This is a genomic window from Sphingopyxis sp., assembly GCF_019459305.1.
In the GTDB taxonomy this organism is placed as follows: domain Bacteria; phylum Pseudomonadota; class Alphaproteobacteria; order Sphingomonadales; family Sphingomonadaceae; genus Sphingopyxis.
This window is the reverse complement of record NZ_JAIBES010000084.1, coordinates 13,354-38,472: the sequence shown is the minus strand read 5'-3', so window position 1 is coordinate 38,472 and position 25,119 is coordinate 13,354. Positions and strand designations below refer to the sequence as shown.

The following is a 25,119-nucleotide window of genomic DNA, read 5'->3' as shown; positions in this document are numbered from 1 at the left end:
GGCCCCGTCAGTCTTTCATCAAAGCTTTTTTGAGCACGTAATGGGCCGCCGCGATATCCTCGACCGGCATGCCCAGGGACTTAAACACGGTAATTTCGCCCGCATCGCGGCGACCCTCGCAAGTACCTGCCAGCACCTCGCCGACCTCGCCGACGATGTGGTCCGCCGTCACCGCAGCCTCTTCGACCGCCTTTAGGAACTCACCTCCCTCGCGAAGGCACATCGGGCGATAATCGACGAAGAACCGCGAACGGACGACGGCGCGCGTGTCGATCTCGCGAAAGCGCGCCATGCTCGATCCAACGACGTTCAGATGGCAACCCGCCGGTATCCAGTCGCCTTTGAGAATGGGCTTTGCCGCCGCCGTCGTCGTGCAGACGATGTCGGCATGCGCAATCGCCTGCTCAACGTCTGGCGCAATCTCCACGGCGACCGCGTGCAGCCGTTGCTGTTCCTCGGCAAAGGCGCGTGCCCGCCCAGCGGACCGGCCCCACACTGTAAGCTTGTTGATTGGTCGCACGGCGCGCATCGACGCGACATGCATCGACGCTTGCCGCCCGTAGCCCAGAACCGCCAGATGGCTCGACTCGCCTCTGGCCAAAGCGTCCGTCGCTGCAGCGCTTGCCGCGGCTGTCCGAACGGCCGTAATCTCCCCCGCGTCCAGCATCGCCACGAGCTCGCCGTGTTGGCGCTCGAAGAGCAGCATGACACCCTGATGCGATGGATATTCAGTGCCAAAGTTGGCTGGAAAGACCGAGTTCACCTTAACACCAAAGACATTGGGTTCGGACATATACCCTGACATAGTCCCGAAGCATGCGCCATCATCGCCGGGCAGCATCAGTACACTTCGCAGCAACTGACCCGTCTCGCCCCGCGCAACCGCGAGAAAGGCGTCCCGCATCAGGTCGATACATTCCTCGACCGGTAGCAACTGCCGCACCTGCGGCGCGTCAAACATACGAATCTGCATAGCAAGGCCTCTCACATTTGCGGTGACGTGGCACCAAGAGGATGAACGACCCGCTCGAGCATCGGAATAAACTGCCGCGGCAGCGCCACCGAGGCTGAATGGCCGCCGTTGCGCAAGATCAGCACGCGCTTGTAGGGTGCACGAACCCAACCGACATATTGTTCGACCAGCAAGGTTGGCGTCAGATAGTCCTGATCACCCTGGATGAAAATCAAGGGCACCTCGAAGTCGCGCCCCAGCTTTCGCGCATCGGTTGTGCGATAGTCGTTGTAGAGCGCATCGAGGCTGAACTCGCTGCCGGAGATGATATCGCGAATGTCTCCGATGGAATATCCGGGGGCCACGGCCATCGCGGAAAGAAGATTCCACGTGCTGTTGAAGGATTTTTCTGAAGGCGGCGAGAATTCGGTCAACCACCGGCGGGCCACGGTCGACTCCGCAATGTCCTTGAACGGCGGCTTTCCGATCGCGCGCAGCTCCTGCAGCGCGTCCTGATTTTCGGTCTCCTGTGCACGACGCATCACAAAACCATAAAGAAGCTCATCCGCCTCATCGATCCCGATGAGCTGTCCGACGCCCACATAGGCATAGAGAAGATCGGGCCTGTGCTTGGCCACGCGAATGCCGAACCCTGAGCCGGCCGACGCGGCGACCAGACCGATCTTGTCCTTGCCCAACTCCTCTCTCAATATCTCGATCAGCTCTACGGTATCTGCCTCGAGCCGCTTCAGAGTCAGCGCCGACTTGGGCATTTTGCGATTGCGCGCGAAAGTCCTGCCGGCGCCGCGCTGGTCCCACTGGACGATGGTGAAGTTCTTTTCCAATGGTTGGAGGATGTCATAGGCAACCGGGTAGAGCGGGATGCCGGGACCGCCGTGCAGAAACAGCAGCACTGGATTTTTACGGTTCTCGCCGCGGATCGTCACCCATTGATCAATACCGCCGATCCGGATGTATTTTGCTTCCTGAATACCGGCCGGTGATTGAATTTTCGCCAGATCTTCATTCTGGCCCTGGACGTGACTTCGATAGCCGAACATCACAGTCGTGAAGCAGACAACCAATGCTGCGATTCCCGCAACGGTCCAGCCGAATATCCTGAGTAGTTTCATACGTTCCTCTTGGGAATTTGGGGCGAGCAAGCACCGCAAAGCACCTGCCCGCCCCTCCGGGGGTTCCAGCTATTTCTCTCAGAAGCGGACGGAGAGACTGCTTCCGAAGGCCCTCGGACGGATCGTTGTTCGCGAGGATGATGTCCCCGGAGCAAAATCCTGGAAACTGTCGAACAGGACGGGGCGGACGTCGAACAAATTGTCGACAAACAACGACACTTCCCAAGGGCCATTGCTAACCGCGGCGCGAGCCGAGACAACACTGTAAGATTTCCGGTTGTGGCTGCGCGGATCATCGCTCGGCGTGCCCAGATCGCGTGTGGTCTTGCCGACATGGTCGAACTGGGTTCGAACATAGGCACGCGTATCGCCCCCCAGCTCCACGTCATATTGCACGGCCGCGCCGACCGTCCATTTGGGCGTGAAGGGCAACGGTGTCCCCGCCGGCGCCGCCACGATAGGACCGGCGGCATTTGCGCCCGTAATCAGATCCTCTGTCAGCTGCGCGTCTGCGATGCCGAGCTTGAACTCGAGGCTCAGATTTTCGACGGGTTTGATGAATGCCTCACCTTCCACCCCGCGCACGCGGGCCTTTCCGACATTGTCCGTAAAGCCGAAACCGCATCCAGCCAGACCGATGGACTGCTGAATCTTGCTCCAATCGACCTGATAGGCCGCCAGGTTCACTCCTGCGCGGCGGTCGCGCGACTGAAACTTGCCGCCAATCTCATAACTCCACAGATTGTCGGAGCCATAGGAATCAGGCGCATCGTTCAACCCGAGCGCGTCGAGCGCGGCGCGGCAGGCCGGAATGGTGACCGGAACGGGGGCGTTCGGCCCGCCTTCGCGAAAACCCTTCGCCGCAGTTACATAGATCATCGAATCGTCCGAGGTGTCGTAGCTGACAGACATCTTCGGCGTGACCGGCGTTTCCTTGCTCCGCGCCGAAACCTGCGACGAACCGCCATTGAAGAACCCATTGGCGAAGCGGTCCAACTTTTGCTTGAGTTCGGTGACGCGCACGCCTGCGGTAAGCTTCAACTTATCAGTCAGCTTGAACTCGAGCTCGCCAAATCCTGCGATCTGCTCGGTCACCGGCTCAACGTCCGAGCTGAAGACGATGCCGCCAGGAAGGATGAGCGGGGCGAGCGGCGGGACGAGCGTCGCGAGGTTCGTCGTCGTCACGCGTTGCTGCCGATGCGCCTCCGACTTTTGGTAGTAGGCGCCAATCTGCCAGCTCAGTCGGCCATTGCCCTGCGAGGCCAACCGCACTTCCTGGATGACCGATTCAAAGAGGCGGTCATTGCTGCCGGCGACCACCAGCGGCGTTCCAACCGGATCGGGAAGGCCGAGCGCACGCTGCACAAAGAAGCTGAAGTCATTGCGAAGCTGAAAGCGGCGCCGCACATACGAGCTGGAAGAGGTCAGCTCGACGCCGCCCAGATCCGCCTTGATCGTCAGGTTCGGCATGAGGAACTTGTCATCGGAGTCGACGGGCGACCGCTGCGTCCGCCGGAACCCGTCGAGGGGAACGGTGGTGGTGACGCCGCGGCCCGTGAAATAGACCGGCAGATTGTTTCGCTGCTGCTGCTGGAAGAGCAGTGAGGCCGTTGCCTCGACCACTTCACCGATTTTGCCGCGCAGCGCGACGCGGCCACCGAAAGTGTCGGTCGAGTTAGCATTTTGATCCACCAGCGCCCCGGTCGTCTCGTCGACCACATCCACATAGCCGCCGTCCCGGCGGTAGAAGGCGGAGGCACGAAAGGCGAGCGTATCGGTTGCCAGCGGCAGCCCCAGCGCACCCTGCACTTCGTAATTCATGCCGCCGCCGTCGATTTTGCCGATTTCGACCTTGCCCGACCCGGTGACGCCGGAAAACCCTGGTTGGGGTGAAATATAGCGGATCGCGCCGCCCATTGCGCTCGATCCGAATAGCGTCCCCTGCGGCCCGCGCAGGACTTCAAGCCGTTCGACGTCGAACAGCTTGAGATCGGGCGTTTCAGTACCGATGGTGATCGGCGTGTCGTCCACATACAACGCGACCGTGGACGCCGTTCCCGACGAGGCCCCGATCCCGCGGATCAGAAAGCGCTTGCTGTCTTGTTCTGCGCCTTGCTCGACGACCACGTTCGGCACGCTGCGCGCCAGTTCTTCCATATCTTTCGCACCACGACGCTCGATCGCCTCTGCGCCCATGACGCTAATCGAGATCGGCACGTCAATGATCGTTTCGGTACGCTTGCGCGCCGTGACGATGATCGTGTCATCCCCCGCAGCTACCACCGGCGCTTCGGATTGAACCGTTTCTGCCGCCGCGGCGGACACGGCGATCCAACTTGCGCCCAGAAGGCAGCCGACGCGCGCCGCTGCCATGAATTGACCCACTCCCTTGTTCACAGACCGTCCTCCATACTTGATGTCATATTTGATCAAATATTAAAACTTGGATTATGTCAATAGGGGCGTTAAATATGGATATGCAGCCAAGGCGTCTGCATTGAAAATGATCAGTTAATTTTGAGGAACCCTGCCATGTCGCGGCGTAACCCGTCCCTTCTCGTCGTCTGTGCCGCCGTAAACATTATCGCCGGCAGCTGGCTGGCAGAGCCGGCCGACGCTAGGGATTCGCCGTCACCAGAAGCCTATGCGAGGCAGTCGTTGGCTGAAGCCCCGCTGATCGACGGCCACAATGATCTTGCCATCAGGCTCCGTGAGAGGCTTGGCGGAATCGTCTCGGAATTGGATTTCAAACACGGCACTGATACCGATCCACGCTGGCAAACCGACATCGCAGCGCTGCGCAAAGGCGGGGTGGGAGGTCAGTTCTGGTCGGTCTATGTTCCGTCAAGCCTGTCAGGCGATGCCGCAGTCCGCGCCACGCTGGAACAGATCGACATCGTCAAGCGCATTATCGGAGCCAACGCCGACGACCTCGCCTTCGCGACCAGCGCCAGCGATATCGAGCGCGCGCAGACCCAAGGCAAGATCGCATCGCTGGTCGGCGCCGAAGGCGGACACGCAATTGGGGGGTCACTTGGTGTATTGCGACAACTGTACGAACTCGGCGTCCGCTATATGACGCTGACGCATAATCGGACGATCGACATCGCCGATGCGGCAACCGATACAGCGAAGCATGATGGGCTCTCGCCGTTCGGAGAACAGGTGGTTCGCGAAATGAACCGTCTTGGCATGCTAGTCGACCTCAGCCACGTCTCGCACGCAACGATGCACGACGTCCTCGCCGTCAGCGAAGCGCCTGTCATTTTCAGCCATTCGAGTGCCTATGCCATCGTTCCGCATATGCGGAACGTACCTGACGATATTTTGAAACAACTTGGCGCCAATGGCGGCGTAGTAATGGTCAGCCTGATCCCACGCGCGACCAATTCCGCCGTCAATCAGTGGGCTGCGGCGGAAGCCGCGGAAAGCGCAAGACTGACTGCACTTTACCCCGGCGAACCCGAGCGCGTCGCGGCGGATTTGCTACGATGGCGCCGCGAGCATCCCGTTCCGGCAACGACATTGGCGCAGGTCGCCGACCATATCGATCATATCCGAAAAACCGTCGGCGTCGAACATATCGCCATAGGGTCGGATCTGGAGGGCGACCGGTTCCGGATTGTCGGAATGGACACGGCCGCAGGATTTCAAGAGCTATTCGCAGAGCTTGCGCGGCGTGGCTATCTTCAAGCCGAACTAAAACTGATTTCCCGCGGGAACATACTGCGCGTCATCCGAGAGGCCGAGAATATCAGCGCACGACTCCGCGTACAGTGCGGCCCGAATGAGCAGCGACTGCAATAGTATAGGACATCGGGAAGTCCATGCCCCGAAGATATTCGACGAAATCGGGACCTTTAGAAACTCGCCGCCGTCAGTCCTTCCCTAACTCGACGACACGCTCGACCCTGATCGCTTCCAGAAAGCTTGTGTCATGGCTGACGACAAGCAGCGCGCCGTCGTAGGCGGCGAGGCCGGTTTCGACCGCCGTAAGAGATTCAATGTCGAGATGGTTACAGGGTTCGTCGAGTATCAGTAGTTGCGGTGGGTGCGGCGCGCCCAGGACGCAGGCGAGACCGGCGCGAAGCATCTGACCGCCGCTCAGTGTGCCGACGGTGCGGTCGGCAGCATCGGCCCGAAAGCGGAAGCGCGCTAACGCTGCGCGGCACTGGTTGTTCGTTGTTCCCGGATTGCGCGCGAGAAAATTGGCGGCGATGGAGAGCGCAGGGTCGAGCAGACCGACGCTCTGATCGAGCAGGGCGACCGGAACGCCGACGCGCACCTCCCCCGACCAGGGCGCCAGTGTCCCGGCGATAAGGGCGAGAAGCGTCGATTTCCCCGCGCCATTGGGGCCGGCGATCGCAACGCGCTCTGGACCGACAAGGGTCAGCGACAGATTTTCGATAATCGGTCGGCCTTCGGCATAGCCCGCAGTTACCCGGTCGAGCGCCAGCACGGTGCGCGAGACTGAAAGCCCGGTCGATGGAAGGCCGATCGCCAACGGATCCACGATCTCGATCCTCGCTCGCGCGATGGCGAGCTGCGCTTCGACTTCGCCGCGGTGGCGCACGGCGAGGCGGCTGCCAGCTGCCCGCGTTTCCTCCGCGCGCCGCTTGAGCGCACCGATGAGGATTTTGGGCATGTCACCGCGTGCAGCTTTGGCGCGTCCGCGAGAATCGCGGCGGTCCTGTTTCTCGAGCGCCGTCTGCGCCTGCCGCTGCGCGGCGCTTATGCGTTTTTCTACGCTAGCCAGTTCGGCTTCAACCGCCATCTGCTCGATGTCCTTGCGCGCGCGATAATCGCTCCAGCCGCCCCCATAGCGCGCGGCGCCACGCTGGGTGAGCTCGACGATCGCATCCATTTCCTCAAGTAGCTCGCGATCGTGGCTGACGACGATAGCGCCGCCGTGCCAGCCAGCCAGGAGGTTGCGGATCACCTTGCGTCCTTCGAGATCAAGGTTGTTGGTCGGCTCGTCGAGCAAGAGAAAGTCGGGCGCGGTAAACATCGCGCCGGCAAGCGCGGCGCGGGTACGCTGACCTCCCGAAAGCGCCGAGAGAAGCGTGTCGCCAGGGAGAGGCAGGCCGACACCCGCAAGCGCCTCGGCGATCCGCGCGTCCAGCGTCCAGTCCGCGTCGACCATCTCCTCGGCGCTCGCTGCGCCGGCTTCGGCCTTGCGCAACAAGGCGAGGTCGTCCCGGGCGCCGAACAGGTCGGCAATGCTGTCGTCCGCCCCGACCTGCACCGTCTGGCGCAGCATCGCAATGCTTCCATCGACTGCAATGCTACCCGACGCGGGCGAAAGCTCGCCGGTCATCAAGCGCAGCAGCGTCGACTTGCCTACGCCGTTGCGCCCGACGATTCCGATGCGTTCACGCTGGAAATTAATGTCCAGAGCTGAAAGGACGGCACGGCCGTCAGGCGTGGACCAGCCGAGGTTGGAGATCGTGATGGCAGGCATGGGCTTTCCTGATAGCAAAGCGAGGGCGGTGCGGTCAGATGGTTGTCGATCGGGAAAAGCTCCGGCTCGATCGAGAGCCCGATATCACGGGTCCACCATTTTGGCACAAATTCTTGCCATTTGCCGTCGCAAAGCGAAGGAAGCAGGAATGAACGCACTTTAATTATGATCTGAAACGAAAAATTCATCCGACCGGGGCCGAAATTTGATCTCGGTTGCCACTCGCGGCCGCTTGAAGCTCAGATCTGATCTCAAAAGAGGCAATATTAGATCTCACAAACACCCAGATTCGTTCTGGACAAGGGATTTGCTGGGTAGGTTTTGGGCAAGATTGGCCGCTTGCGGCCTGCCTGCTTCTGGAGCCGGTAGGATCAATAGCTGGCCTTCGGCCTACCGTATGATTGGCTGATCCCCGCGGACGCACAGGCAGCAAGCGCAGCGATACCAAAAGCAATCGAAGCCGCTATTGCCACGGGGGTGACGGACAGCAAAATCGACGCAATTACCCCGCCCGTTACCTGCCCAGTAAGCCTTGCAGTCCCCTGCACCCCTCCAGCTGAAGCGGCCCGGTCAAGGGGCGCTGCGAGATACATCGTGCGATTGTTCGGGGTCTGAAATAGCCCAAAACCGATCCCGCAAAGAATGATGCCCGCTATATACGCCGGAACGCTCCAGGCGAAGGGGGCCGCAGCCAAAACCACCAACCCGAACGCCAAGACCAATGCTCCGACGGCGCACAGCCGCGCCGGGTGAATGCGATCAAGAAGCCTCGCGGTAAACGGCGTCGTCAGAAGCACCGCGAGCGGCCACGGTGTCATCATAAGGGCAGTGGCCCGCGCCGATAGTCCGAGCCGGTCGTGCAATGCGAAGGGCAGGATCAGCAGCGCCAGGCCCAATGCCGTAAAGCAGGCCACCGACGCCAGGACCGATCGCGTGAAGCTGGGTGACCGAAAGAGCGCCAGCGGAAGAAACGACGAGGCTCGCCGAACGTCGCGACGGACAAGAAACCCGAGGCCGGTCATGCCGGCCGTCAAAACCAAAGCACCGAGAAGAACCGATACGCGGGCAAGCCCGGCCGCCACCACGAAAGCGGGGACGGCGGCGGCGTAAGCCAATATGCCGAGGGCATCGAGCGCCCTGCGCTCTCGACGATGTTCCGGCAGCCCGCGCGACGCCATCAGCGCTACTCCCGCCAAGAGCAGGCTACCAGCGAACACGAAACGCCAGCTTCCGAGACCGAGCAACAAGGCGCCGATCGTTGGTCCCGCCGCAGACAGTAGCGCGACCGTCATCGCGTTCCAGCCGATCGCCTTGCCGAACTCTTCTTCGGGGACGGCCTGGCGAAGCAGCGCCACGCCCAAAGCCATGATGCTCGCAGCACCAATCCCCTGCAGGACGCGCAAGATGACGAGCAAGACAATGCCGGGAGCCATGGCGGATGCCGCAGCGCTGAAGCCGAACAAGGCGGTGCCGGCGACGAAGGTCGAACGGTAGCCGAAGCGCTCGCCGATCGCGGCGAGCGGCAACAAGCCTGCGACCAGTGCTCCCTGATAGGCGATCACCAGCCAGGCCGCGAGCGATGGCTCGATATCAAGCGCGTGCGCGATCGAAGGGAGCGCGATGTTGATGCTGGACGCGTCGAGCACCGCTGCCGCCATCGCCGCAAGCACGCTGGCGATGGCAGCCCGTCGGCGCATGCCGCTCGGCGGGACAGAGATCGTCGACACGATGACGGTCTCAGGCCGAAGGAACCCAGGTCCCGCCGACATCGGCGTAGCGGACCATGGTCGTTTCGCGGCGGAGATCGCGGGCCGTAAAGCGGAACTGGATCGCAGGACCGCCGACGCAAAACGTGTCGTGGATATCGCCCGGCAGATAGACTTGAACATCGCCTGGCCTGACGAGCGTCGATCCGCGCTTCACAAGACGCGCGCCTTCGCGCGGCTCGTCGACGCGCGCGTAGGTTCCCATCTCTATTTCACCGTGCAGAACACCGTAGATGACCCAACTCCGGCCATGGTCGTGCGGAACGCGATATCGCCCGTCGGCCTCGGTGTGCGCGAGCAGGACAAATCCATGCACCGGATCGCGATAGAGTTCGCGGCTCTCGGGACGTTCGTGGCACAGGTCTGCGAGCCACGCCTCGGTCCGCGGAGTCTGAAGCAGCTCGGCCACGCGCGCGCTGCAATCGGCAATCAGCTTGGAGGTCAGCGGTCCCCAATTATCGCGGATGCGTCCGGCGAAGAGGTCGAGGGCTGTCTGGGTCATGGCAAATTCCTGTCTCGTGGAGGTCGAGACCGAAAATAGACCGCCACCCGCATGGCGGAAGGCGCAGCATTTGCAATATATCGTTGCGCTTGACGCTATGTCCGAGAGACAGCCTATGGTAAGGCGGGCGCCATGAGCGGTCCCGATCTCAATCTGCTGTTCACCCTGGACGCGCTGCTTCAGCAGGGCAGCGTTGCCGGCGCGGGACGCAAGCTCGGCCTCAGCCCCTCCGCGATGAGCCGCGCCCTCGCCCGCCTCAGGACGGTGACCGGCGACCCGCTTCTCGTGCGCGCGGGTCGCGGACTAGTCGCAACCCCGCGCGCTGAGGCGATGCGCGGGGAGGTCCACCGCCTCGTCGAGGATGCCCGCGCAGTCCTGCGACCTGCGGACACGGTCGATCTCTACCGTCTCGACCGGACCTTCGTACTCAGGACGAGCGACGGGTTCGCCGAGTCGATCGGCCCGCGCTTGATCCAGCAGGTTGCCGAGGAGGCGCCGCATGTCCGCATCCGCTTCATCCGCAAGCTGGACAAGGACAGCGCAGGTCTTCGCGACGGGGATATCGACCTCGAGACGGGCGTCGTCGGCCGCTCGATCGGCCCCGAGGTGCGCGCGCAGTCACTGTTCGTCGATCGCTACGTCGGCGTCGTGCGCGCCGGGCATCCTCTGGCCAAGGGCAACATGACCGCCGAGCGCTATGCCCAATGTCGCCATGTACTGGTAACACGGCAAGGGCTCGATCTGGGCGCGATCGACGCGAAGCTCGAGACGCTCGGCCTCGCGCGGACGATCGTCACCACCGTCGACGGGTTCGCCGCCGCCCTTGCGCTGGCCAGGGGATCAGACCTCATCGCCACGGTTCCCGAGCGGCACACCATGGGTCTTCGAGGCGGGATGACGACGTTCACGCTGCCCGTCGAAACCGAACCGTTTACCATATCGCTGCTCTGGCATCCACGCATGGAAGGCGACGCCGCGCACCGCTGGCTGCGCCAGCTGGTCCGGCAAGCCTGTGACAATGCTCTTCGTGCAACACCGGGGAGCTAGGCAAAGCGGGACATGGCGTCGGACGCACGAACCTAATGCAAATGATGCAGCTTCCGCCGTTCCGAGGGAGAAGATATTGATGGTGCACCGCCCGAAAAGGGGCGGTTAGAAACTGGGTTGGCCGCCAATCGCTGGGAGGGAAGCTCATGAATGTAAAAAGCAGATTGTTCGCGCCATTGCTGATGGCGACCGTCACAGCCGCGGCGGCTCTTGCCGTCCTGCCCGCGCCCGCTGTCGCGGCCGAGCAGATGTATCAGGTGGGCTTCGAGCAGGCCGCCATTCCCGATGCCGACCACGCCCCGATTGCCGCGATCATCTGGTACCCGACCGCCGCAGAGGCGCGCGACATCCAGGTCGGGCCGGTCGCTATCAAGGCGGCGCCCAGTGCGCCCATCGCCAGATCGGGTTTGCCGCTGCTGATCATTTCGCACGGCACCGGCGCCGGAGCGATCAGTCATGTCGACACCGCCATAGCGCTCGCCCAAGCCGGTTTCGTCGTCGTGACGCCGACCCACAGCGGCGACAATTATGAGGATGAAAGCAATGTCGGAAAGCCAGCGTGGCTTGCCGACCGCTCGCGCCATATCGTCCGGACGATCGACTTCATGCTCGGTAGTTGGCGCGGATCGTTAAATATCGACGAGAACAAGATCGGCATCTTCGGCTTCTCTGCCGGCGCGACGACCGCGCTTATCTCCATTGGCGGCGAGCCGGACCTCGGGCGCCTCGCACCGCATTGCGCTACGCAACCCGAGTTTGTGTGCCGGCTTTACCCAGCTCCGGCCGCCGCGGTGGAAAATCCGTCCTGGTCGCATGACCCGCGCATATCGGCTGCAGCGATCGCGGCGCCGGGGCTGGGATTTCTTTTCGGGCCGGACAGCCTCGCGAAGGTGAAGACACCTGTTCAGATCTGGGCTGGAAGCGATGACAAGATAGTGCCCTATGCCAGCAATACGGCCAATGTCCGTGCCCTCCTGCCCAAGACCACGGAATATCGCCCGGTTCAAGGCGCGGGACATCTTTCCTTCCTTTCGCCCTGCCCCGACCCAAGCGTGATGCCGGCGATCTGCACCGACAAGCCCGGCTTCGACCGGACGGCGTTCCATGCGGAGCTCAATGCCGCGCTTATAACCTTCTTCCGCGCCCACCTTGCCGCGCCCTAGCGACGCGCTCACGCCCTGCTTTTCATTTCCACTGGAATGCGGTCGCCCCACCGACCCAAAGGATGTCTCATGTCCAACACAGCTGCACCGATTCCCACCTTCCATTCGTCTCTCAAGATGATAGCCCGCGGAACCACGAGCCTCTTGGCAGCGCTGGCGGTCTCCGCATCCGCTTCCGCCGTATCGGCGTCGGAAAACACGCCTCTGGCTTTCGAAAGCGCGCTTCGACGCACAATCGCGATCGAGGGGTCCGAAACCCAGCGCTTCGACCTCGCCGAGCGCATGGCACATTATCGCGTCCCCGGGCTGAGCGTCGCGGTCATCGAGGATTGCCGCATCGTCGACGCGCGGGGGTTCGGCTCGACGATCTGGGCCGGTGCCCCAGTGACCCCCGAGACGCGGTTCCAGGCAGGTTCGATCAGCAAATCCGTCACTGCGATTGGGGCGCTACGGCTGGTCGAGCGCGGAACGCTTTCGCTCGATGGCGACGTGCAGCTTCAGATCCAAAGCTGGTCTTACGACAAGGCGCGCGGCCCCGTTACACTTCGGCAGCTGCTGAGCCATACGGCGGGCACAAATCTTGAGGGAATGAAAGGTTATCTGCCCGGCGAACCTAGGCCGACGCTGGCGCAGATTCTGCGCGGCGAAGCGCCAGCCAATACGCCGGCCATCGTCGTCGAGAGCGATCCCGGCAGCCGCTGGAATTATTCGGGTGGGGGCTACCTCGTCACGCAGGCGCTGATGGGCGAAGCCACGGGTAGGGACTTCGCGCCGCTGATGCGCGAGCTCGTGCTGAAACCGCTTGCCATGGCGAGCAGCAGCTTCGACCAGCCGCCTTCGGACGCCGATGGCTTTCGATCGGCACAAGGTACGAGTGCCGACGGTTCGCCGCTGCCGGGCAAATGGCGCGTCTATCCTGAAATGGCGCCCGCCGGGCTCCGGTCGACACCGAGCGACCTCGGCCGTTTCGTGATCGGCCTCGCGCGCTCGGTGCGCGGCGAGACCGGTGCGATCATCGGGAAAGATGCCGCCGCCCAGCTCATGACGCGCGGGCCGGGCAACTGGGGTCTGGGTGTGGACCTTGGCCCGGCCGATGGTGCGCGCCAGATCAGTCACACCGGCAAGAATATCGGCTTTACCTCGATGTTCATCATCTACCCGGACAGCTGCCAGGGCGCAGTCGTCATGACGAATGGATATGACGGCGGTTGGTTGATCAACGAGGTCATGCGCGCGATCGGCGACATCTATCGCTGGCCTGCGCGCAAGCCACTCCCCGCCCGCGCTGCGCTCTCGCTTTCCGGCCCGATCGCCGAGCGGTTCGTTGGCACCTACCAACTCCGGGATTTCGCAGCCGAACGCTTCAGGATAACACGGGGTTCTGGCGGCGAACTGATATGGGCGCGCGAAGGACATGTCGGGCGCTCGTTGCTACCCGAGACAGAAAACAAGCTTTTCTCACCGGACAGCGTCATGACCATCGAAGCGCTGTCACCTTCCGAACCTCGCGCCAGGGCGGTCAAGCTGAGCTTCGGTGGGGGCTCAAACATCGCCGAGCGAACAGATTGAGCGACTTCGCCTTTTGGTCGATAGCGGAATGCGCTTCGAAACGCCGAAGCCCACGAAGCGGCCGCCCGCTCGACCGATCCCAGATGAACTGGCCGCACTGGAAAACCAGCAGCTCAAGATTCGAAACGACCAAGGCAAGCAGCGGTTTTCAAATACTGCCGACGCGCTCCATAACCAATATGCGAGCAGGTCCGATCGGGACGGCACGATGGGCGTCGCCCTCGTCCGCATAAAAGATGACACCGGGTTTCAGTCGGCAGGTTACTTCGCGTCCGTCGCGGCGGCATTGCATATCGACCTCGCCATCAAGGACGACAAAAACTTCGGGTCCGTCGTTTACGTGCCAGATATAAGGTTGATCGGTCCAGTGAAGGCGCACGGACGCACCGTCAAACCGCGCGATATCGATTGCACCCCATGCTCGCTCCGCAGTAAATTCATGCGCGTCGATGATATTCATGAACCGTCTCCAATTGAGAGCCACTCCTTGGATCAAAAGTGGTTGGCAAGCGAGATGGCAGTTCGCCGTTTATGGTGTCGATTGGAAGGAAGCTTAGCGTGAACCGGCTGGACGAGCGCCTCGATGAAACGGACCGCAAACTGGTATCGATCCTCCAAGCGCATGGTCGCAAACCAACAGCTTCCATCGCCCGCGACCTCAATCTGTCGCGTACCGCCGTCCAAGCGAGGATTGCACGATTGGAACGGGATGGCATCATTCTGGGCTATTCCGCCAATCTTGCGTTTCATACCGGCGGCAACGTCGCCGCTATGGTTATGCTGCGACTCAGTGTTCGCCCTTGCAGGCTCGTTTTGGACATTGTTCTGCAGTGGCCTGAAGTATTGCGCGCCTACTCAATATCCGGTCAGCACGACGCCGTTCTGATCGTGTCCGCGCCGACGACCCACTCCCTGTCTCGGCTATCGGATCGACTTCTTGCCGTTGACGGTATCCAATCCGCCGAGACAACGATCATTCTGGCCGAACACCGCAGATGAAAACTGGCGCTTCGCTACGCCGGGCAGAATCGCAAGCTTGGCGACACGCAGGCCTTTGCGTGAAATCGCCGGTTTGCCGGCAAGCTACAGGCCATGCACTTCGCCCAATGCGGAGGCAGAATGAAGAATTGGAAAGGATGCGCTACCATGTCTCTACGATTTAGTCTGCGCCGACCGCGCGGCCGGAAGCGGACTTTCGGTGGAGGAGGCGTCGACGGTTTCTGCTCACCGATGTTAAGTCGAACCAACCCACACGACCGAAGCCTCCTATCTGCCGCCGAAGAGCAGTTTGACATGATCATGCATCAGGCGCGCCTGACGTCCGATGATGGTCTTGTCGCCAAGTGCGCGTGACGTGATGATGCCGCCATCGGCGATGACGTTGAAATGGTCGGCAAGGGCTTCCAGGTCGACGGGCATGCACGGATCATACTGGTCGGCAATTTTACTGAGCCAGTCGTGAAAGCGGGTCCGCCAGCCCAAGACAGCAACGCGGATAAGCCGACTGGTTTCGGCATCGAACACGCGATCCTGATAGGTCACCGACGATGCGAGGCAGCCCGGGTGCAGTCCGGGGAGGTCGTCCATCATCTCGGCGAACAGCTTCACGAAGATAAGGAAGCTCTGCAGCGGATCGTCGGACAGCGCCTGCGCACGCTCGGTCAGTTGGTCGAGAATGGCATTGTCCCGATCGATGAAGCGCGAGACGATCGCCCGGGCGAGGTCGTTCTTGTCTTTGAAATGATAGAAGAAGCCGCTCTTTGTGATGCCGGACGCCTCGACCAGTTCTTCGATCGATGTCGCGGCAAAACCTTTGTGGAGGATCGAATCCTCGGCAAAGTCCATGATCCGCTCGCGCGTGCGCGCGCCTTTTGTGGCCTCCGGGCCAAACTTTACCGCAGGTGTGGTTTTCGCGATCAGCTTCTCTGCCACGCTGGTTTCCCCCTTCCCTTGCGTCCAGAAAAGAAAACTGAAATCAAGGGCTAGCAGTAATTTCCCGGATAACCGACCGCGCCCTTGCTAGAGCACCATATGTTACTGCCGTAAATGAATTGCCGTCTTCGAATCAGAAAGGACGGCAATGACTATCTATCACTATATCGCATTCGGGCTGTTTGCGACATTCGCCGCGGCCGATATGTTTGTGTCCGCCCGGCGCTTTCCCAGTGTCAGAATGTGGCGGACAATGGGGATTGCCTCGACAATCCTTTATTTCACTATCGCGACCTATGCGCCCTTCATGTGGGACGCGTGGCTCGGAAGTCACCAGCTCGTCGATGCGAGCGGGTTGAATTTCGGGATGCAGGTCGCGCTCGGCTTTCTGCTGCTCCAGCTCGGCGTTTACCTGTGGCATCGCACGATGCACCGGACCGACTTCCTGTGGCGCACGATGCACCAGATGCACCATAGCGCCGAGCGCGTCGACATCTGGGGCGCTTTCTATTTCCATCCGCTCGACATGCTCGGCTGGGCCTTTCTCGGCTCGCTCTGCCTTGTCGGGGGAGTTGGCCTGACCCCCGAAGCGGCGCTGGTAGTGAGCGTCCTCGCGACCTTTTGCTCGATGTTCCAGCATTCGAACCTCGCGACCCCGCACTGGCTAGGCTATCTGGTGACGCGTCCTGAAAGCCACTCGCTCCACCACGAGCGCGATGTCCATGCCTGGAATTATGGCGACATTCCGCTTTGGGACATGGTTTTCGGCACCTTTCGCAACCCTCACCAATGGGATGGACAGGCCGGCTTTCATGACGGCTCCACCCGGCAATGGTCGATGCTGCTCGGCCGCAAGATTTCCTGACTCGATTTTTAAAGGACAAACATATGCAAAATATTCTGCACCGGATCGACGAGCGCCCGTTCCTCACGGACGGAGGCCTCGAGACCACCCTCATCTTTCTCGACGGCATCGAGCTGCCGCATTTCGCATCGATCGCCATGCTGCGAACGGCCGATGGCCGGGCCCACCTGAAGCGCTATTTCGAACGCTATATCGCGATCGCGCGCGGCGCCGGCGCGGGCTTTATTCTGGAAGCCGCGACGTGGCGCGCAGGGCCCGACTGGGCCGGGCCGCTCGGCCTCGAACTCGCCGAGCTTGACGCTCTGAACCGCGACGCCATCGCGCTGCTGCACGAGCTTCGTGCCGAACATCAGGGCGAAGCGCTGCCCATCCTCATTTCGGGATGCATCGGCCCGCGCGGCGACGGCTATGTCGCCGACCGCACGATGCTGGCGGATGAGGCCGAAGCTTATCACGGGCATCAGGTCGCTGTGATCGCCAAAGCCGGCGTCGACCTGATCACGGCGCTCACGATGACCAACGTGCCCGAAGCGATAGGCATTGCGAAGGCCGCCCTGCGCGCCGGCTTGCCGGTCGCCATTTCGTTCACGCTGGAAACCGATGGCCGTCTTCCGACCGGCGATGGTTTGAAGGACGCGATCGAGGCCGTCGACGCCGCGACCGCCGGGGCACCGGCCTATTATATGATCAACTGCGCGCACCCGAGCCACTTCGAGGCGGTTTTGGCCGACGCGGGAGAATGGGTGAACCGGATCCGGGGACTGCGCGCCAATGCGTCGCGCCTCAGCCACGCCGAACTGGACGAAGCGACCGAACTCGATCCCGGCAACCCTGCGGAACTTGCGCGCAATTACGCCGAGCTGAAGGCGTTGCTGCCCGCGCTTCGCGTGTTCGGCGGCTGCTGCGGAACCGACGACCGGCATGTGGCCGCGATTGCCGACACCTGCGCGGCGCACGCCGACCGGCGCTGACACCCGAACGGCACCGGCGCGCGCATGGCCCCTCACCTGCGCTCGCTTCGGCCGCCGTCCAATGAAAGGAAATCGCAATGCAAAAAGAAATCGCGTCACCGACGCTGGAAGCGTCCGCCACCTACTCAATTTCGAGCGGACAGATCGCCGCACGCTCGGGTGGCCAAATCAGTTTCGACACCTATGGCGATGGACCGCCGTTGGTTCTTGTCCATGGCGCGTTCAGCGACCACCAAACAAACTGGACCTATGTGAAGTCGCTGCTCGCGCCTCATTTTCGGGTCTACGCAATTGCCAGGCGCGGCCGCGGCGCAACCGACGCGGCGACCGACCGCGCCCTCGAAGACGAGTTCGAAGATGTCGCCGCCTTGATCCGCCTGATCGACGAGCCCGTCTTCCTTCTCGGCCATTCCTATGGCGCGCATGTCGCGCTGGGCACCGCTGCGGCCGTGCCCCATCTCGTCCGCAAACTGATCGTCTATGAGCCGGCCTGGCCGCAACTTCTCGAGGCAGCGGCGATGGAGAAACTCAAAAATCTGGCCGATTCAAATGGCTGGGATGCGTTCGCATTGGCTTTCTTTGGCGACTTGCTACTGGTGCCGCAGGCCGATTTGCAGGCACTCAGAATGAGCGACGATTGGCCGCCTATCGTCGAGGACGCAGCCGCCAGCTACGCCGACATCCGGGCGTTGGCGGGCTATGACTTCGATATCGAACGGTTCAAAGACTTGCCCATACCGGTCCTGTTGCAAACCGGCGGCGAAAGTCTGTCCGAGCTCTGGGCTACGGACGCACTCGCGGCGATTCTACCTGACGGGAAGGTCAGCGTCCTGCGAAGCGCAGCCCATGAAGCGATGACGACTGACCCCGAGCAATATGTCGAGGACGTGCGACGATTTCTAAAGGGATAGAAGCCAATACGGGCCGAAGTCAGCCTGCTCTCGGGACGTTCCCCTGGCGCGCAGGCTGGCTTTGTTTTTCTGCTATTCGACAATTGGAGACCTGCGCGGCGAGGCGAGGCGCGATGGGACTGGATTCGGAGCGGCAGATTCCCAATATGTCGTCGGCGCTTGTTAAAATGAGAAGCGCGTTGCCGAGAGGCCGTGTGTCAGTTCGAATTGGCCGGTTGCTGACCGGCAGATTGTGGAGAGGCTGGAAGCGATAGCTGACAATTACAGTTTGGCTGAAGCCACGGACAATCCAATCGTTTCCGTGGTCGCCTGCGCCACTTCGGAGCAGACGTTCATTTATTAGGCGCGTAGAACCCTTTCCCCTTTTTCGAAGCGGCTGAGACAGCGGCCTTTGTGCGGAGAGGCTCAATGATGGACAGTGGCTAAATGGATCTCGCCAAGAAGCGGTGCATCCGCTCTGCAACCTCGCTATCATGGCCCAGCCAGATATGCCCGCCATCGGGCAGGATGGTCAGTTCGGCCTGAGGGACAACTGCCGCGATCTTGCGCGCGGTGGCGGCGGTGCCGAAGCGGTCGTCCTCCGCCGAAATTAGCAGCACCGGCATGCGCAGTTGCGAAAAATCCGTCGCTGCCGGATGTCCAGCCTGCCGCGCATCGTTCAGCATGCCTTTTGCCCGCGCGCCAATAGGCATGATGTCGACCAATATGGCAAAGGCGCGCGCCCGTTCGGCTTGGCTGACTGTGGCCAACAGTGCCGGGTCGGTCGCAAGCAGTGTACCGATCAGCGTTTCGGGCGCGGTATTGAGCGCTGACCAATAGGCGAAATCAGAGGTCAGCAGCGTGCGCACGGCCGCTTCCTGCAACCCATTCATTTCGACCGGATCGCTGCCATCGACATTGGCTGCGGGCACGAGCAGCACCAGCGCCGAACAGCGGTCGGGATGCCGCAACGCAAACGCCGTTGCAGACAGCGCCCCTGCCGAACCACCAGCGACCGCCAAGCGATCAATGGCGAGATGATCGAGCAGTTCGGCCAAGGCATCGGCCTGATTGTCTAGCGATGGGTCCTCAGGAAATTCGCTGCGCAAATAGCCGAAGCGCGAAGGCGCAATGATTTGGTGTCCAAGCCGCTTCAGCACCTCGGCGAAGCGCAAGCCTTGGTCGAAGCCGCCGCCGGTGCCATGGATCATCAGCAGCGGCGGACCTGAGCCGGCGATAGCATATTCGAGCGTACCGAAGGGTGTGGCCATGGTTGAACTGCGCCCGGTAATGCGCCGACTGGCGGCGCTAACCGCCTGACGAAAACGCGACCAGACATAGCCTCCTCCGATCAGCGCGCCCGCGCCCGCGCCGAGCATCCACTGCCGGCGGGTCGGACTCGTCATTGCCGCCAGGTCCGGCCGACGAAGATCGGCAGTAACGCGGCGATGGCCTGTGCAATCAAGCCGATCAGCTCAGCAGGGGTGGCCAGTCCCGACCATGTTCCGGCCAGCGTACGTCCGAACAAGGCAACGCCGACCAGCGTCTCGAACAGTGCCAGCAGCACCAGAAACAACAGTGCCATCGTCCCGCGCGCCGAAAGGGTGGGCGGCACCTGCCAGCGGCTAATTGCCCAGCGGCACGTAAAAAATGCCGCAATCAGCATCAGCGGCACCTCCGCTAGCGTTGCGCTCAGCACCCCTATCCGTGGCACGACGAACAGCACCCGAACAGTGCCAAGGACAAAGCCCAGCGCGAACAGCATCAGGAAATAGACGGTGGCAGCGCTCAGAAATCGTTTCATAGCATGTCGCCACGCACCAGATAGCGCCCGTCGATCCGCATTGGCACCGGCTTGCCCGAAAATGGCGCAGCCGCGGTCCCGGGACGCTGGGCATGGATGTGCAGGTGGGGCATGTCGGAAGCGCCAGAATTGCCAAGCGCGCCAATAGGCTGTCCTTGGCGGACAAGGTCACCGGGCGCAACCGGCAAGCTGCCCTTGCGAAAATGCGCGAGCAAAATATCGAAATGCCCGCAACGAATGAGTGCGTAATTGCCCGCCCTTGCTGTCGGGCTGGTCAGATCGACCGGGCCGCCATCGGCTTCTCCGCTATGCGCGCGAACCACGCGCCCTGCGCACGGGGCAAGCACCATGGTTGGTTCGCTGGCCATCAGACCCCAGCGGTTCATTGCCGTGATATCGACGCCGTAGCTTTGCCCCCAATAATTGCGCTGGCCTATCGTGGCTCTTGGAAGTGTCCGCAAATGCGAGCTGACGATTTCTCGCGAGCCACCATTAGTGACATAATAGCGGCCAGCAACTAGCGGCGCGGCGAGATCGACGATTTCGCCGGGCGGCGGCGTTCTGGCGTCAAGCGCTTGCATGGAAACCCATCCGCCAAAACCGGACAGCCCCGCCCAAAAGAGGATCAGGGCGTAATCAACCGCAGCGAAGTCTGGCCGGGTTTGCATGCGCCACACGCGCGACACGGCGATCGCGAACAGCCCCCAATAGATCCACGGCGTCCACCAGGGTGGCGTGATCCACAATCCCGCCAGATGCAGCCCCAGCAGGATCGCAGCTATTCCGAAACTTTGGAAAATTCTTGTCGGCATGTGCCGCGCAGGCAGAAATGCCAGCCACAGCAACAGCGCCAGCGGGAACAGCAGCTGGATCAGCCAGAGCATGGGAAATTCACAGCGCGGTTATAACATCGGGCAGCGGACGCTGCATCAACATGGGCATGTCGGGACCATAAGGCCAGCCGCTTGTCCTTACTTCCTGCCCTGTAGCGATAGCGCCATAACCTGGTACCGGTAAGAGAGACTTCCAGGTAGAGACCGCCAACATCATACACCTTGTAGGTGGACCGGGCCGCTTTCAGCGTCCTGAGCCTTGTATCCGACAACGCCATACCAACCACCTGCCAATCCGCACTTGGCGCAGAGAAGATTCGGATCTCAATTTAGGTAAGTGGGGTCATGAGATTCTGGCGTCGGCAAATGACCCCACTCGATGACCCCACTCGATGACCCCACTTGCGATGAGATTGAGTGAAATCAACTCGGACGCCGCAAGACAGAACCAAGCAGAAAATGCCAGATTTCTGCCATTTTTTCAAGAGTTCTCGGATGTCATGAGAAGGGTAAATGGTGCCCAGAAGAGGACTCGAACCTCCACGACCTTGCGATCGCCAGCACCTGAAGCTGGTGCGTCTACCAATTCCGCCATCTGGGCACGGGGTAGGAGCGGGCGCTTAGCGGGGGGGCTGGCGGCTTGTCAACCGCGGTCCGCGGATCGTGGCATATTTTATCGCAAAGGTTCCAGTTTCAGGCCATCGGGTGGCCGTCGCCCCTTGCCCCCTCCCCCGCTTCGCGGCATGGGGAAGCGATCGGGCGCACGCTGCGCCACCCACACAGAATCGATCACAGGCGGATGCAATGCAGAAACTCGACGGGCAATTGATCACGGTGCTGGGCGGTGGCGGCTTCGTCGGCCGCTATGTCGTGCAGCGCCTGCTCGCACGCGGCGTCCGCGTCCGCATCGCGCAGCGCAACCCGCGCGCCGCGACCTTTCTGAAACCGCTCGGCGGGCTGGGCCAGACGCAGTTCGTCACCGCCGATGTCCGCGACCCCGCCAGCATCGCGCGTGCGGTCCAAGGCAGCGACGCGGTGATCAATCTGGTCGGCGCGTTCGACAATATGCAGGCAGTGCAGGCCGATGGCGCGGGGCATGTTGCCGGGGCAGCCAAAGCCGCTGGTGTCCGCGCACTCGTCCATATCTCGGCGATTGGCGCCGACCGCGACAGCGCGTCGGCCTATGGTCGCAGCAAAGGCGATGGCGAAGCCGCGGTGCGCGCGGCGTTTCCCGCTGCCGCGATCCTGCGCCCGTCGATCATCTTTGGTCGCGAGGACCAGTTTATCAATCGCTTTGCGGCGATGATCCGCATGGCGCCGGTTATCCCGGTGGTGGCGCCGAACGCGAAGTTCCAGCCGGTCTATGTCGGCGACGTCGCTGATGCTGTCGTCGCCGCGCTGGGCGATGCCGCGGCGGGGCAGACCTTTGAGCTGGGCGGGCCGCAGGTGCTGACCATGGGCGAATTGCAGCGCTGGATCGCCGATGCGACGGGCCGCTCGCCACTGTTTGTCGATGTGCCGGATGCAGTCGCCGGGGCGCTTGCATCGGGTCTCGGCTGGGCGCCGGGCGCCCCGATCACCAAGGATCAGTGGCTTATGCTGCAAAAGGACAATGTCGTCGCCGCTGGCGCCGCAGGGCTGGCTGAGCTTGGCGTTGCGCCGACCTCGCTGGCTGCGGTCGCCGACGACTGGCTAGTGCAATATCGCCGCCACGGCCGCTTTGCGGTGCAAAAGCCCGCCTGAGCCAACCAACCCGGCGACGCCCGCCCCCACCCGATCGTTGGGTCGTCCGGGGTGATCAACCTCAGGACCATATATGCACGACCTTGCGACCATCATCCTGCTTGGCATCATCGAAGGGTTGACCGAGTTTTTGCCGGTGTCGTCGACCGGCCACCTGATCCTCGCCGCCGAACTGCTCGGCTTTACCGGCGAAGGGTCGGCGGCGTTCAAGATCTCGATCCAGCTCGGCGCGATCCTTGCGGTGCTCGTCGCCTATCGGCAGCGGTTCTGGAATGTCGGCATGGGGCTGCTGCGCGCCGATCCTGACGCGATCGCCTTTACCCGCAACATCCTGATCGGTTTCCTGCCCGCGATGCTGATCGGCGCTGTCGCGTACGAAGGGATCCGCGCACTGCTCCAGTCGCCGACGACCGTTGCGGTCGCGCTGATCGCTGGGGGCGTCGTGATCCTCGCGATCGAGCGTATGGTCAAGGTGGTGAAGGTCGAAAGCGTCGAGGCGATGCCGCTTCGGACCGCGATCATCATCGGCATCGTCCAGTGCATCGCGATGATCCCCGGGGTCAGCCGCTCGGGCGCAACGATCATGGGCGCGCTGCTGATGGGGGTCGAGCGTAAGACCGCGGCCGAGTTCAGCTTTTTCCTCGCCGTCCCGACGATGATCGGCGCCACCGTCTATTCGCTGTGGAAAGACCGCGATGTGCTGGTGATCGACGACCTGACTGCGATCGCGATCGGTCTGGGCGTCGCATTTGTCGTTGCGCTGGTCGTCGTGAAGGCGCTGGTGGCGATCGTCGGGCGCTTCGGCTTTGCGCCCTTTGCCTGGTATCGAATCATTCTTGGCACCATCGCGCTGATCTGGCTTAGCCTGAGGTAGGACCGAAATGGGACTAGATGTGAAAGATAATTACGCCCGCGACACCATCTCTCTCGATCGGGTGTAATTTTAGGACAGTTTAACTTACCTAACTGGCAATTCTTTCGTGACAGAGCCCGTCCGACCATGCATCTGGCCCGCATCGAAGGGGAAATTGCATGGCTGCCGATCGCATGCTTCAATTTGTGGAGCGCGAACAACATTATCCGGACAAGCGTTCCGCCGACGACCGCGCGCAGGATTTTCGCGAGATCGCCGAGCGCTACGCCGCGCCCGACGCCGACGAACAGGCTGCGCGCTGCTCGCAGTGCGGCGTCCCCTATTGCTCGGTGCATTGCCCGCTGCACAACCATATCCCCGACTGGCTGCGCCTGACCGCCGAAGGGCGGCTGCGCGAAGCCTATGAACTCAGCAACGCCACATCGACGATGCCCGAGATCTGCGGCCGCATCTGTCCGCAGGATCGCCTGTGCGAAGGCAATTGCGTCATCGAATTTTCGGGGCATGGCGCGGTAACGATTGGCAGCGTCGAGAAATATATCACCGACACCGCCTGGGCGGAAGGCTGGGTCGAGCCGCTGCACCCCGGCAAAGCGACCGGCCAGTCGGTCGGCATCATCGGCGCCGGTCCCGCAGGGCTGACCGCCGCCGAATATCTGCGCGTCGCGGGGCATGAGGTGCATGTCTATGACCGCCACGACCGCGCCGGCGGGCTGCTCACCTATGGCATCCCCGGCTTCAAGCTGGAAAAAGACGTCGTGATGCGGCGCATCGACCGGCTGGCTGAGGGCGGCATCCATTTTCATCTGGGCTTTGAGGTCGGCGGCGACGCGACGCTCGACGCGCTGCGCCAGAAGCATGACGCGTTGCTGATCGCCACCGGGGTATACAAGGCGCGAGAGATCAAGGTCCCCGGCAACGAGGCCGAGGGCGTGATCGCAGCGCTCGACTATCTGGTCGCATCGAACCGCAAGGGCTTTGGTGATGCGGTCCCCGCCTTCGACGACGGCCGCCTCAACGCCGCGGGCAAGCACGTCGTCGTCATCGGCGGCGGCGACACCGCGATGGACTGCGTCCGCACCGCGGTACGGCAGGGCGCCAAGTCGGTGAAATGCCTCTATCGCCGCGACCGCGAGAATATGCCCGGCTCGCTGCGTGAAGTGTCGAACGCCGAGGAAGAAGGCGTCGAATTCGTGTGGCTGTCTGCCCCCGCCAGCTTCACTGCTGACAAAAGCGTCAAGCATGTCGCGGTCGCGGGCATGCGCCTTGGCGCGCCCGATGCCAGCGGTCGCCGCAGCCCTGAGGTCGATCCCGGCCGCACCTTCGACCTGCCCGCCGACATGGTGATCAAGGCGCTGGGCTTCGATCCCGAGGAACTGCCCAATTTGTTCGGCGCTCCCGACCTCAGCGTCACGCGCTGGGGAACGCTGCGGGTCGATCATCAGACGATGATGACCAGCCTGCCCGGCGTTTTTGCCGCCGGCGACATCGTCCGCGGTGCCAGCCTGGTCGTGTGGGGCATCCGCGACGGCCGCGATGTCAGCGACCAGATGGCAAAGTGGTTGAAAGCCAAAGCCAAAAGCGAAAAGAAGGCAGCATGACCAACAGGGGAAA

Annotated in this window: 23 protein-coding genes and 1 tRNA gene; 11 read left to right on the top strand and 13 right to left on the bottom strand. The window is 62.1% G+C overall.

What is annotated here, in order from left to right:
- Window positions 1–7: 7 nt before the first annotated feature.
- The 3 genes from K0M74_RS09725 to K0M74_RS09715 form a co-directional block, all read right to left on the bottom strand.
- Complete coding sequence (locus tag K0M74_RS09725) at window positions 8–961, bottom strand: ornithine cyclodeaminase family protein (RefSeq protein WP_293971202.1); 954 nt, start codon at window positions 959–961, stop codon at window positions 8–10.
- A 23-nt stretch (window positions 962–984) separates the two neighbouring features.
- A complete protein-coding gene (locus tag K0M74_RS09720) occupies window positions 985–2,085 on the bottom strand; it encodes an alpha/beta hydrolase (protein ID WP_293971199.1) in 1,101 nt (366 codons plus the stop codon).
- 78 nt (window positions 2,086–2,163) lie between these two features.
- Window positions 2,164–4,482, bottom strand: coding sequence for a TonB-dependent receptor (locus tag K0M74_RS09715; RefSeq protein ID WP_293971194.1), 2,319 nt, complete (start codon window positions 4,480–4,482; stop codon window positions 2,164–2,166).
- Between the two features lie 135 nt (window positions 4,483–4,617).
- Between K0M74_RS09715 and K0M74_RS09710 the strand changes: the two genes are divergently transcribed.
- Window positions 4,618–5,892 carry a dipeptidase gene (locus K0M74_RS09710; protein ID WP_293971191.1) on the top strand — a complete coding sequence of 425 codons (1,275 nt, stop codon included), beginning with the start codon at window positions 4,618–4,620 and terminating at the stop codon, window positions 5,890–5,892.
- A gap of 70 nt (window positions 5,893–5,962) precedes the next feature.
- On the opposite strand, the gene K0M74_RS09705 is transcribed toward K0M74_RS09710, so the two are convergent.
- From K0M74_RS09705 to K0M74_RS09695, 3 genes are all read right to left on the bottom strand, one after another.
- Window positions 5,963–7,546, bottom strand: a complete 1,584-nt coding sequence (locus K0M74_RS09705; RefSeq protein WP_293971188.1) for an ABC-F family ATP-binding cassette domain-containing protein — start codon at window positions 7,544–7,546, stop codon at window positions 5,963–5,965.
- A gap of 371 nt (window positions 7,547–7,917) precedes the next feature.
- The gene (locus tag K0M74_RS09700; RefSeq protein ID WP_293971184.1) at window positions 7,918–9,204 is read right to left on the bottom strand and encodes an MFS transporter; all 1,287 of its coding nucleotides are present in this window, start codon (window positions 9,202–9,204) and stop codon (window positions 7,918–7,920) included.
- A 79-nt stretch (window positions 9,205–9,283) separates the two neighbouring features.
- Window positions 9,284–9,814 (bottom strand): hypothetical protein, encoded by a 531-nt coding sequence (locus tag K0M74_RS09695; RefSeq protein ID WP_293971181.1) that lies wholly within the window; start codon window positions 9,812–9,814, stop codon window positions 9,284–9,286.
- A 132-nt stretch (window positions 9,815–9,946) separates the two neighbouring features.
- Here K0M74_RS09695 and K0M74_RS09690 point away from each other — a divergent pair, with 132 nt between their 5' ends.
- From K0M74_RS09690 to K0M74_RS09680, 3 genes are all read left to right on the top strand, one after another.
- Complete coding sequence (locus K0M74_RS09690) at window positions 9,947–10,861, top strand: LysR family transcriptional regulator (protein ID WP_293971178.1); 915 nt, start codon at window positions 9,947–9,949, stop codon at window positions 10,859–10,861.
- 176 nt (window positions 10,862–11,037) lie between these two features.
- Window positions 11,038–12,024, top strand: a complete 987-nt coding sequence (locus tag K0M74_RS09685; protein ID WP_293971175.1) for a dienelactone hydrolase — start codon at window positions 11,038–11,040, stop codon at window positions 12,022–12,024.
- 69 nt (window positions 12,025–12,093) lie between these two features.
- Window positions 12,094–13,593, top strand: coding sequence for a serine hydrolase (locus K0M74_RS09680; protein ID WP_293971172.1), 1,500 nt, complete (start codon window positions 12,094–12,096; stop codon window positions 13,591–13,593).
- 148 nt (window positions 13,594–13,741) lie between these two features.
- Here K0M74_RS09680 and K0M74_RS09675 read toward each other — a convergent pair whose 3' ends face one another.
- Entirely contained in the window at window positions 13,742–13,885 is a 144-nt protein-coding gene (locus K0M74_RS09675; RefSeq protein ID WP_293971294.1) for a hypothetical protein, read from the bottom strand.
- Window positions 13,886–14,151: 266 nt separating this feature from the next.
- Between K0M74_RS09675 and K0M74_RS09670 the strand changes: the two genes are divergently transcribed.
- Entirely contained in the window at window positions 14,152–14,592 is a 441-nt protein-coding gene (locus tag K0M74_RS09670) for an Lrp/AsnC family transcriptional regulator (protein ID WP_293971169.1), read from the top strand.
- Between the two features lie 267 nt (window positions 14,593–14,859).
- On the opposite strand, the gene K0M74_RS09665 is transcribed toward K0M74_RS09670, so the two are convergent.
- Window positions 14,860–15,525 carry a TetR/AcrR family transcriptional regulator gene (locus K0M74_RS09665; protein WP_293971166.1) on the bottom strand — a complete coding sequence of 222 codons (666 nt, stop codon included), beginning with the start codon at window positions 15,523–15,525 and terminating at the stop codon, window positions 14,860–14,862.
- A gap of 148 nt (window positions 15,526–15,673) precedes the next feature.
- Here K0M74_RS09665 and K0M74_RS09660 point away from each other — a divergent pair, with 148 nt between their 5' ends.
- The 3 genes from K0M74_RS09660 to K0M74_RS09650 all read left to right on the top strand — a co-directional run bounded on the left by K0M74_RS09660 (window position 15,674) and on the right by K0M74_RS09650 (window position 18,272).
- A complete protein-coding gene (locus tag K0M74_RS09660) occupies window positions 15,674–16,390 on the top strand; it encodes a sterol desaturase family protein (RefSeq protein ID WP_293971163.1) in 717 nt (238 codons plus the stop codon).
- Between the two features lie 23 nt (window positions 16,391–16,413).
- The gene (locus K0M74_RS09655; protein WP_293971160.1) at window positions 16,414–17,361 is read left to right on the top strand and encodes a homocysteine S-methyltransferase family protein; all 948 of its coding nucleotides are present in this window, start codon (window positions 16,414–16,416) and stop codon (window positions 17,359–17,361) included.
- Window positions 17,362–17,438: 77 nt separating this feature from the next.
- On the top strand, window positions 17,439–18,272 hold the full coding sequence (locus K0M74_RS09650) for an alpha/beta hydrolase (RefSeq protein ID WP_293971157.1): 834 nt from the start codon (window positions 17,439–17,441) through the stop codon (window positions 18,270–18,272).
- A 422-nt stretch (window positions 18,273–18,694) separates the two neighbouring features.
- On the opposite strand, the gene K0M74_RS09645 is transcribed toward K0M74_RS09650, so the two are convergent.
- The 5 genes from K0M74_RS09645 to K0M74_RS09630 all read right to left on the bottom strand — a co-directional run bounded on the left by K0M74_RS09645 (window position 18,695) and on the right by K0M74_RS09630 (window position 21,489).
- The gene (locus K0M74_RS09645; protein WP_293971154.1) at window positions 18,695–19,657 is read right to left on the bottom strand and encodes an alpha/beta hydrolase; all 963 of its coding nucleotides are present in this window, start codon (window positions 19,655–19,657) and stop codon (window positions 18,695–18,697) included.
- On the bottom strand, window positions 19,654–20,055 hold the full coding sequence (locus K0M74_RS09640; RefSeq protein ID WP_293971151.1) for a hypothetical protein: 402 nt from the start codon (window positions 20,053–20,055) through the stop codon (window positions 19,654–19,656). Before K0M74_RS09640 ends, K0M74_RS09645 begins: the two co-directional genes overlap by 4 nt.
- Window positions 20,052–20,939, bottom strand: coding sequence for a peptidoglycan DD-metalloendopeptidase family protein (locus K0M74_RS09635; protein WP_293971148.1), 888 nt, complete (start codon window positions 20,937–20,939; stop codon window positions 20,052–20,054). Before K0M74_RS09635 ends, K0M74_RS09640 begins: the two co-directional genes overlap by 4 nt.
- On the bottom strand, window positions 20,927–21,166 hold the full coding sequence (locus K0M74_RS19835) for an Arm DNA-binding domain-containing protein (RefSeq protein ID WP_366932646.1): 240 nt from the start codon (window positions 21,164–21,166) through the stop codon (window positions 20,927–20,929). Before K0M74_RS19835 ends, K0M74_RS09635 begins: the two co-directional genes overlap by 13 nt.
- A 236-nt stretch (window positions 21,167–21,402) precedes the next feature.
- Window positions 21,403–21,489: transfer RNA gene (locus tag K0M74_RS09630), tRNA-Leu, on the bottom strand.
- Window positions 21,490–21,692: 203 nt separating this feature from the next.
- On the opposite strand from K0M74_RS09630, the gene K0M74_RS09625 reads away from it, so the two are divergent.
- The 3 genes from K0M74_RS09625 (at window position 21,693) to K0M74_RS09615 (ending at window position 25,106) form a co-directional block, all read left to right on the top strand.
- Window positions 21,693–22,631: a complex I NDUFA9 subunit family protein gene (locus K0M74_RS09625; protein ID WP_293971145.1), complete on the top strand. Its 939-nt coding sequence runs from the start codon at window positions 21,693–21,695 to the stop codon at window positions 22,629–22,631.
- A gap of 73 nt (window positions 22,632–22,704) precedes the next feature.
- Window positions 22,705–23,505 carry an undecaprenyl-diphosphate phosphatase gene (locus K0M74_RS09620; protein WP_293971142.1) on the top strand — a complete coding sequence of 267 codons (801 nt, stop codon included), beginning with the start codon at window positions 22,705–22,707 and terminating at the stop codon, window positions 23,503–23,505.
- A 158-nt stretch (window positions 23,506–23,663) separates the two neighbouring features.
- Window positions 23,664–25,106, top strand: a complete 1,443-nt coding sequence (locus tag K0M74_RS09615; RefSeq protein WP_293971140.1) for an NAD(P)-dependent oxidoreductase — start codon at window positions 23,664–23,666, stop codon at window positions 25,104–25,106.
- The last annotated feature ends 13 nt before the right edge of the window (window positions 25,107–25,119 follow it).